Source organism: Streptomyces sp. NPDC000880, from assembly GCF_053599675.1.
The window spans coordinates 1-7,079 of record NZ_JBSFMS010000200.1 but is presented as its reverse complement, the minus strand read 5'-3'; the positions used below and the strand labels follow the sequence as shown (position 1 = coordinate 7,079).

Annotated in this window: 8 protein-coding genes and 1 pseudogene; 6 read left to right on the top strand and 3 right to left on the bottom strand. The window is 72.6% G+C overall.

Going from position 1 to position 7,079, the window contains the following annotated elements; genetic code table 11:
* Positions 1-54: 54 nt before the first annotated feature.
* The 6 genes and pseudogenes from ACWDO5_RS34600 to ACWDO5_RS34575 all read left to right on the top strand — a co-directional run.
* Positions 55-312, top strand: a pseudogene (locus ACWDO5_RS34600) (amidase family protein); the annotation flags it as partial.
* Complete coding sequence (locus ACWDO5_RS34595) at positions 239-565, top strand: hypothetical protein (protein WP_450534501.1); 327 nt, start codon at positions 239-241, stop codon at positions 563-565. The pseudogene ACWDO5_RS34600 and the gene ACWDO5_RS34595, both read left to right, overlap by 74 nt.
* A gap of 157 nt (positions 566-722) precedes the next feature.
* Positions 723-1,544, top strand: coding sequence for an inositol monophosphatase family protein (locus ACWDO5_RS34590; RefSeq protein WP_450534500.1), 822 nt, complete (start codon positions 723-725; stop codon positions 1,542-1,544).
* Between the two features lie 332 nt (positions 1,545-1,876).
* Positions 1,877-3,298 carry a phytoene desaturase family protein gene (locus ACWDO5_RS34585; protein ID WP_450534499.1) on the top strand — a complete coding sequence of 474 codons (1,422 nt, stop codon included), beginning with the start codon at positions 1,877-1,879 and terminating at the stop codon, positions 3,296-3,298.
* Positions 3,299-3,348: 50 nt separating this feature from the next.
* A complete protein-coding gene (locus ACWDO5_RS34580) occupies positions 3,349-4,824 on the top strand; it encodes a DNA-3-methyladenine glycosylase 2 family protein (RefSeq protein ID WP_450534498.1) in 1,476 nt (491 codons plus the stop codon).
* Between the two features lie 9 nt (positions 4,825-4,833).
* The gene (locus ACWDO5_RS34575) at positions 4,834-5,325 is read left to right on the top strand and encodes a methylated-DNA--[protein]-cysteine S-methyltransferase (RefSeq protein ID WP_450534497.1); all 492 of its coding nucleotides are present in this window, start codon (positions 4,834-4,836) and stop codon (positions 5,323-5,325) included.
* A gap of 30 nt (positions 5,326-5,355) precedes the next feature.
* Here the strand turns inward: ACWDO5_RS34575 and ACWDO5_RS34570 are convergent, their stop codons facing one another.
* From ACWDO5_RS34570 to ACWDO5_RS34560, 3 genes are all read right to left on the bottom strand, one after another.
* On the bottom strand, positions 5,356-6,093 hold the full coding sequence (locus ACWDO5_RS34570; protein WP_450534496.1) for an SIR2 family NAD-dependent protein deacylase: 738 nt from the start codon (positions 6,091-6,093) through the stop codon (positions 5,356-5,358).
* Positions 6,094-6,270: 177 nt separating this feature from the next.
* Positions 6,271-6,762 carry an NUDIX domain-containing protein gene (locus tag ACWDO5_RS34565; protein WP_450534495.1) on the bottom strand — a complete coding sequence of 164 codons (492 nt, stop codon included), beginning with the start codon at positions 6,760-6,762 and terminating at the stop codon, positions 6,271-6,273.
* 27 nt (positions 6,763-6,789) lie between these two features.
* Positions 6,790-7,079 (bottom strand): tetratricopeptide repeat protein (locus ACWDO5_RS34560; RefSeq protein ID WP_450534494.1); only part of this gene is annotated, 290 nt, incomplete at its 5' end.

The window sequence follows — 7,079 nt, the reverse complement described above, 5'->3', positions numbered from 1 at the left end:
GTCCTCGAAGAGGAGCCGACCCATGAGTGACGCCTTGCAGATCGCGTACTCGCCCGCCAGCACGCCAGGATCGGCGCGATCTTCGACTCGTCCGGGTTCGATGTAGTCCTCACCCCGACCACCGCGGCCCCGCCCCCTCGGATCGGCGCGTTCGACGGACTCAGCGCCTGGCGCACCGACGCGACGATGGCGGCCGCGTGCCCGTACGCCTGGCCCTGGAACGTCCTCGGCTGGCCCGGTGTCAACGTCCCCGCCGGGCTCACGGCCGACGGACTGCCCGTCGGCGCCCAGCTGCTCGGCCCCGCGGGCAGTGTACGTCCAGGCCGGGCGCGACGAGCGGCTGCGGGAAGCGGCCGCCGAGGCATTCGCCGCGTACGACCGGCTCGCGGCGCAGATCCTCACCGGCCTCGGCGTCCCGGACGCCGAACGCCTCGCCGCGACCACGGTCGCGCTGGTGATGGGCCTGCAACTGCGCAGACTGGCCACGGGCGGCCCGGCCGACGACCTGGTCGACGCGCTGCTGCTACTCGCGCGGGGAGCGGTCGGCCAGGACGCCGGGCGGTAGCGCTACAGCCGCCCCCGCGGCTCGCCCGGTCAGCGGTCGCCGGGGACCCGCGCACGGGTGTGCTGTCCGCCGCGGCGAACCCGCGGGGAATGCAGGGTTACGCGATGGGGCACCGGGCGGACGGTCCGATGTCAGCGGGCCGTGCTTAGCTGGAGAAATGATCGATGACTTCCTGAACGGTGATCTGTCCGAGGTCGAGGTGGCGGTCCGCAAGGCGGCCGCCACCGAGATCATGCCGCGTTACCGTCAGCTCGCCGCGCACGAGATCGTCGAGAAAAGCGGGCCGCACGACCTGGTGACGACCGCCGACCGTCTCGCCGAAGAGCACCTCACCGCGTCCCTGACGGCCCTGCTCCCCGGCTCCGTCGTGGTCGGCGAGGAGGCCGTGCACGCGGACCCCTCCGTGTACGAGGCGCTGCAACGCGACGCGCCCGTGTGGATCGTCGACCCGGTCGACGGCACCTGGCACTTCGCCCACGGGGATCCGGGGTTCTGCACGCTGGTCGCCCTTGCCCAGCGCGGCGAGGTGCTCGCCTCCTGGACGTACGCACCGGTGCTCGACGAGATGGCGACAGCCATACGGGGCGGCGGCGCCCGCCTCAACGGCACGCCGCTACGGGCGGGTTCACCGGCGCCGGGGGCGGCGCTGCAGGTGGCCATGTCCCACCCGGACTACACGACCCCGGACCAGAAGCGGGCGCTGCTCGGCCTGAACGTGGAGGGGGTGCACGCGCGTCCGTGCGGCTCGGCGGGCCTGGAGTATCTGGCCGTGGCGCGGGGCGAGTTGGACGCGGTTGCCTTCTCCTGGGAGAACGCGTGGGACCACGCGGCGGGCCTGCTCCTGGTGACGGAGGCGGGAGGGGCGCACATGACGGTGGCGGGCGAGCCGTTCCGTATCGCGGGCGGGAACGCGCTGCCGTTCACGGCGGCGAGGGACGCGGAGACGGCGGAACGGGTCCGGAGCCTGCTGGCGGGGTGAACGACCCTGTGCGGCCGGGTGACGTAAACGGCCCCGTGCCGGCGGGGTGACAGGAACGACCCTGTGCGGCCGCGGGTCACCCCGGTGGGTGCGCACCTGCCCGCACCGCGCAGGTCGGCCCAGCGCCGCCCGCACCTCGCGGACCAGTGGGCGGTGCGATCCGCGGGCGCGGCTGCCCAGCGCTACCGCACGCACCCCGCGCACCGTCGTGAGCTGCTGCGCCATCGTTTCGATCTTGGAATTCATCGCGCCGGACACTGCCCCGGCCCCCGCTGTCGGCGCCCCGGAATATCCTGGGGACCTTGGCCATCGGCTGACAAAGGAGTCCGAAGGTGCCGTCGATGCTCGATGCAGTCGTCGTGGGGGCGGGCCCCAACGGACTGACCGCCGCTGTCGAACTGGCCCGCCGTGGCTTCTCCGTGGCGGTGTACGAGGCCACGGACACGATCGGCGGCGGAGCGAGGACCGAGGAGCTCACCCTCCCCGGCTTCCGCCACGACCCCTGCTCCGCGGTTCACCCCCTCGGCATCGGCTCGCCCGCCTTCGCCGCCATGCCGCTCGCGCGGCACGGCCTGGAATGGCTGCACCCCGAACTGCCGCTCGCCCACCCCTTCCCGGACGGCACCGCCGCCGTGCTGAGCCGCTCGGTCGGCGAGAGCGCGATGTCCCTGGGAGCCGGTGACGCCGGGGCGTACCGCCGGCTCGTCGCCCCCTACACCGGCCACTGGGACACCCTCGCCGCCGACTTCCTGCGTACCCCCTGGGACGGGCTGCCCCGCGACCCCTACCGCCTGGCGCGCTTCGGGCTGACCGCGCTCCAGCCCGCGTCCTGGGTCTCGCGCCGTTTCCAGGGCGAGCGGGCCCGTGGCCTGTTCGCCGGGCTCGCCGCCCACGCCATCGCCCCGACCAGCGGCTTCGCCACCGCCGGTATCGCCCTGTGCTTCGCGCTGGCCGCGCACGAGAAGGGCTGGCCGGTGCCGCGCGGCGGTTCCCAGGCGATCTCCGACGCCCTCGCCTCGTATCTGCGCGAACAGGGCGGTGTGATTCACACGGGCGCGGAGGTGAAGCGGCTGGACGAGCTGCCGCCGGCCCGGGCGTACATCTTCGACACCTCGCCGACAGCGCTCGCCAGGATCGCGGATCTCGGCCAGGCGTATCAGCACTACCGGTACGGCGCCTCCGTGTTCAAGATCGACTACGCCTTGTCGGGTCCGGTGCCGTGGACCGCGAAGGAGGCCCGCGTGGCCGGGACCGTGCACCTCGGACCCACCGCCGGTGAGATCGATACGGCCCTCAGGGCGGCCGTCGCGGGTGTCGCTCCCCGGGTGCCCTTCCTGATCACCTCCCAGCCGAGTGTGATCGACCCGTCCAGGGCCCCGGCGGGCAAGCATGTCCTGTGGGCGTACGGGCATGTGCCGGCCGGCTGGGAGGGCGACGCCACCGAGGCCATCGAGCGGCAGCTGGAACGCTTCGCGCCGGGTTTCCGCGACCTCGTGCTGGCCCGCGCCGTCGCGGGACCTCCCCAACTCGCCCAGCGCAACGCGAATTACGTCGGTGGTGACATCGCGTGCGGGGCGTTCGCCGGGCTCCAGACGCTGATCCGCCCCAAGCTCGCCCGCGTCCCGTACGCCACCGCGCACCCCTCGGTCTTCATCTGCTCGTCAGCGACCCCGCCGGGACCGGGCGTACACGGCATGTCGGGGCACCACGCGGCGAAGGCGGTGTGGCGGCGTTGGAGGGCGGCGGCTGGCTGATGTCGTTTTCTCGCCAGCCCTGCCCCCCGGGCGTGGCCGATGCTTGAGCCATGCACACCGACACAGAGCGCTGCGTACGCGCCGTCCAGTCGAAGGACGCCCGCTTCGACGGCTGGTTCTTCACGGCCGTGCTGACCACGCGGATCTACTGCCGCCCCAGCTGCCCCGTCGTGCCGCCGAAGGTCGAGAACATGACCTTCTACCCGAGCGCCGCCGCCTGCCAGCAGGCCGGATTCCGGGCCTGCAAGCGCTGCCGCCCCGACACCAGCCCCGGCTCGCCGGAGTGGAACGCCCGCGCCGACGCCGTCGCCCGCGCCATGCGCCTCATCCAGGACGGGGTCGTCGACCGCGAGGGCGTGCCGGGCCTCGCCGCCCGCCTCGGCTACTCCACCCGCCAGATCGAGCGCCAGCTCCTCGCCGAACTGGGCGCGGGACCGCTCGCCCTGGCCCGCGCACAGCGCGCCCAGACCGCGCGCCTGCTCATCGAAACCACCGGCATCCCCATGGCCGAGATCGCCTTCGCGGCCGGTTTCTCCTCCATCCGTACCTTCAACGACACCGTCCGCGAAGTCTTCGCGCTCGCCCCGGGCGAACTGCGCACCCGCGCCGCCCGCAGCAGCTCCACACCGCCGCAGACCCCCGGCGTGATCGCTCTGCGGCTGCCGTACCGCGCACCGCTCAACCCGAGCAACCTCTTCGGACACCTCGCCGCGACGGGCGTCCCCGGCGTCGAGGAGTGGCGGGACGGCGCGTACCGCCGCACCCTGAGCCTCCCGTACGGACACGGCATCGTCGCTCTCACCCCGCACCCCGACCACATCGCCTGCCGGCTCTCCCTCACCGACCCGCGCGACCTCACCATCGCGATCAGCCGCTGCCGCTGGATGCTCGACCTGGACGCCGATCCGGTCGCCGTCGACGACCAGCTGCGTACGGATCGGCTGCTCGCCCCGCTGGTCGACAAGGCACCCGGCCGACGGGTGCCGCGCACCGTCGACGCGGCGGAGTTCGCGGTACGGGCGGTGCTCGGCCAGCAGGTCTCGACCGCCGCGGCCCGCACCCACGCCGCCCGGCTGGTCACCGCGCACGGCCAGGCGATCGACGACCCCGAGGGTGGCCTCACCCACCTCTTCCCGTCGTCCGCGGCGCTGGCGGCGCTGGACCCGCAGACGCTGGCGCTGCCCCGCAGCCGCCGCACCACTCTGACGACCCTCGTCGGCGCGCTGGCCGACGGATCGCTGCGGCTCGGCCTCGACAGCGACTGGGACAAGGCCCGCGCCCAGCTGATCGCGCTGCCCGGCTTCGGCCCCTGGACGGTCGAGGTGATCGCGATGCGGGCACTCGGCGACCCCGACGCGTTCCTGCCGGGCGATCTCGGGATGCGGCGCGCGGCGGCCGATCTCTCTCTGCCCTCCACGCCCGCCGCTCTCACCGAGCGCGCCGCTGCCTGGCGGCCCTGGCGCGCGTACGCCGTCCAGTACCTCTGGGCTACCGACGGCCATCCCATCAACCACCTCCCCGTGTAAGGAAGTCCGGTGAAACAACACACCGTCACGGACAGCCCGTACGGCCCGCTCACCCTCGTCGCCACCGACGGCGTGCTGAGCGGCCTCTACATGACCGCGCAGCGCCACCGCCCCGACGAGGAGACGTTCGGCGAGCCGGACCCCGCTCCCTTCGGCGAGACGATCCGCCAGCTCGACGCGTACTTCGCCCGGGAGCTCAAGGAGTTCGACCTGCCGATGCGGCTCGAAGGAACGCCCTTCCAGCGGGGCGTCTGGAACCAGCTACGGCAGATTCCGTACGGCCAGACGCGTACCTACGGGCAACTGGCCGAGGCGCTCGGCAATATCGGTGCCTCCCGCGCGGTGGGTCTGGCCAACGGCAAGAACCCGATCGGGATCATCGTCCCGTGCCACCGGGTCATCGGCTCGACGGGCAGCCTCATCGGCTATGGCGGCGGACTCGACCGCAAACAGCGGCTGCTCGCGTTCGAGTGCGGCGCTTTTGACGACGCGCTGTTCTAAGGACTGGGGCTCCGCCCCGGACTCCGGTCCTCAAGCGCCGTACGGGCTTGGACTCAGCCGCTTCAGCAGCGCGGGCAGAGCTGTGCCGATCGGCTCGCGGACGACCTCGTCCGCCAGTTCGTCGTAGGAGGTGGGCTCGGCATTGACGATCGCGAGCCGAGCCCCGTGCTCCGCGGCGATCCCCGCAAGCGAGGCCGCGGGCTGCACCTGCAGGCTCGTGCCGACCGCGATGAAGACCTCGCTGGCCTTGGCGATCGCCATCGCCTCGGCCAGCACCGCCGGATCGAGCCGTTCCCCGAACATCACCGTCGCCGACTTCAGGATCCCGCCGCACACACGGCACGGCGGGTCCTCCTCGCCGGCCTCGACCCGCTCCAGCGCCTGTGCCATCGGTGAGCGGGCGTGGCATGTGGTGCAGGTCACCGTCCGTGCCGTGCCATGGAGTTCGAGCACCTTGCGCTCGGGCATTCCCGCCAGCTGGTGCAGCCCGTCGACGTTCTGGGTGATCACCCGGACCGCGACCCCGGACTGCCGGTCCAGCTCGGCGACGGCGAGATGCGCGGCGTTCGGCTGGGCGCGCCATGCCGTGCTGTCGCGCCGCATCCGCCAGGAGCGGCGGCGGATTTCCGGATCGCCCATGTAGTAGTCGTACGTGACGAGCTTCTCGGCCTCCGGATCGCGCCGCCACAGGCCATTCGGCCCGCGGTAGTCGGGGATGCCGGAGTCCGTGGAGATACCGGCGCCGCTGAGGATCGCGACGAGAGTCATGCCGCGAGCGTACGCAGCGGGCCCCCGCGGCGGCGAGCCGATTTCACTCGGTGCTGTGCTGTGCTGTGCTGTACCGGCGGAGGCGACCGGGGCGAACGCCAACGCGGTGTGAACGCGCGTATACGAAAGGTGAGTTCGCGGGACCGGGGCGGGCGGCGGTGTCGGCGGGGCGGCGGGTCAGGCAGGCGGCAGGCCATTCTCCAGCTCCACCGTCCCGGTGCCGGCCTCCAGCGCGTCCAGAGCGGCCAGCACCCGGTGCCCGAGCGACCCCAGCAGATACTCGCGGATCTCGTCACGGGACACCAGCCGCCAGGAGATCAACTCCTCCTCCTGCAGCCGGATCGTCTCGATCTGCGACTCGGTCAGCACCCCGCCGTCGTAGACATACGCGGCGATCGGGGGCCTCGCCACGCCCGTAACCCAGTCGACCGCCAGCAGCGCGCCGAGTTCCACATCGAGGCCGATCTCTTCGAGCGTCTCCCGCCGCGCCGCCCGCCGCGGGGTCTCGCCCAAGTCCGACTCGACGGTCCCGCCGGGCAGCGCCCAGCCCTCGCGGTAGTTGGGCTCGACGAGCAGCACGTCCCCCTGGCCGTCACGGAAGAGCACGGCGGCGCCGGCGAGGATGCGGGGGAGGGACGCGATGTACGTGGCGTAGTCAGAAGTGGTCACTCGGGGAAGCGTAATGGGGGCCGGGGATCAGCCCCTGGGGCCCGGCGGGCGCTTGCCGGACGGCGGGTCGCCCAGGTGGGCACGGGCCCGGTCGGCATCGCGCTGAGCGGCGTGGGTGTCGGGGTGGGCGGCTCCCAGGACCCGTGTGCGGGCCCTGGCCACGGTGTCGTACATCTCCGCAGCGGTGACCCACTGGCCCATGCGGCCCAGGAAGTGCGCCATCTCGTGGCGGGTCACCAGAGTGTCGGGGTGCTTCTCGTGCTTCTTGTCCTTCTTGTTGTCCTTCTTATTCTCGTGCTTCTTGTCATGCTTCTTGC

Bases quoted from the DNA above. Each gene is read 5' to 3' on its own strand.
- ACWDO5_RS34590 (WP_450534500.1), top strand. From the start codon at position 723: ATGATCGATGACTTCCTGAACGGTGATCTGTCCGAGGTCGAGGTGGCG.
- ACWDO5_RS34570 (WP_450534496.1), bottom strand. From the start codon at position 6,093: ATGACTCTCGTCGCGATCCTCAGCGGCGCCGGTATCTCCACGGACTCC.
- ACWDO5_RS34580 (WP_450534498.1), top strand. From the start codon at position 3,349: ATGCACACCGACACAGAGCGCTGCGTACGCGCCGTCCAGTCGAAGGAC.